The 988-nt window shown below is 49.1% G+C and carries 9 tRNA genes; all 9 read left to right on the forward strand.

Annotation, left to right across the window (positions count from 1 at the left end):
* The first annotated feature begins 9 nt into the window (after positions 1-9).
* The 9 genes from AC2YHV_RS27545 (at position 10) to AC2YHV_RS27585 (ending at position 820) form a co-directional block, all read left to right on the forward strand.
* Positions 10-85, forward strand: a tRNA-Val gene (locus AC2YHV_RS27545).
* Between the two features lie 11 nt (positions 86-96).
* Positions 97-172: transfer RNA gene (locus AC2YHV_RS27550), tRNA-Thr, on the forward strand.
* Between the two features lie 42 nt (positions 173-214).
* Positions 215-290, forward strand: a tRNA-Lys gene (locus AC2YHV_RS27555).
* Between the two features lie 9 nt (positions 291-299).
* Positions 300-381 (forward strand) — tRNA-Leu (locus tag AC2YHV_RS27560).
* 5 nt (positions 382-386) lie between these two features.
* Positions 387-461 (forward strand) — tRNA-Gly (locus tag AC2YHV_RS27565).
* Between the two features lie 12 nt (positions 462-473).
* Positions 474-562 (forward strand) — tRNA-Leu (locus tag AC2YHV_RS27570).
* A gap of 9 nt (positions 563-571) precedes the next feature.
* A tRNA-Arg gene (locus tag AC2YHV_RS27575) sits at positions 572-648 on the forward strand.
* An 8-nt stretch (positions 649-656) separates the two neighbouring features.
* Positions 657-733, forward strand: a tRNA-Pro gene (locus AC2YHV_RS27580).
* 11 nt (positions 734-744) lie between these two features.
* Positions 745-820 (forward strand) — tRNA-Ala (locus AC2YHV_RS27585).
* Positions 821-988 lie beyond the last annotated feature (168 nt).

A 988-nucleotide genomic window follows, 5' to 3' on the forward strand; every position in this document is an offset into this window, starting at 1 on the left:
GTTATATATGGAGGATTAGCTCAGCTGGGAGAGCATCTGCCTTACAAGCAGAGGGTCGGCGGTTCGATCCCGTCATCCTCCACCATTTTTACACTTGCCGGTGTAGCTCAACTGGTAGAGCAACTGACTTGTAATCAGTAGGTTGGGGGTTCAAGTCCTCTTGCCGGCACCATTTTCATACAAGCTTGATATTGCATATATAAATAGTTTATATGAGCCATTAGCTCAGTTGGTAGAGCATCTGACTTTTAATCAGAGGGTCGAAGGTTCGAATCCTTCATGGCTCACCATTTTATTATGCGGGTGTGGCGGAATTGGCAGACGCACCAGACTTAGGATCTGGCGCCGCAAGGCGTGGGGGTTCAAGTCCCTTCACCCGCATGTTCGCGGAAGTAGTTCAGTGGTAGAATACAACCTTGCCAAGGTTGGGGTCGCGGGTTCGAATCCCGTCTTCCGCTCCACTATTTATTTATGCCGGGGTGGCGGAACTGGCAGACGCACAGGACTTAAAATCCTGCGGTAGGTGACTACCGTACCGGTTCGATTCCGGTCCTCGGCACCATCTTAATATGCGCCCGTAGCTCAATTGGATAGAGCATCTGACTACGAATCAGAAGGTTGTAGGTTCGACTCCCGCCGGGCGCACCATGTTTTTTCGGGAAGTAGCTCAGCTTGGTAGAGCACTTGGTTTGGGACCAAGGGGTCGCAGGTTCGAATCCTGTCTTCCCGACCATTATTTTTTTGGGGGCCTTAGCTCAGCTGGGAGAGCGCCTGCCTTGCACGCAGGAGGTCAGCGGTTCGATCCCGCTAGGCTCCACCAAAAAAACTTGACAAGCCAATTTGGCTCTGTTATGATATGAAAGTTGATTCTTTAAGAAGAGTCAAATTGCTCTTTGAAAACTGAACAAAACAAAGCGCCAACGTTAAATTTTAAGTGAGCACACACTATCAAAAAGCAAATGAGCAAGTCAAACATTTCTTCGGAGAG

The sequence above is a fragment of the Peribacillus sp. SRI_006 genome (genome assembly GCF_057586375.1).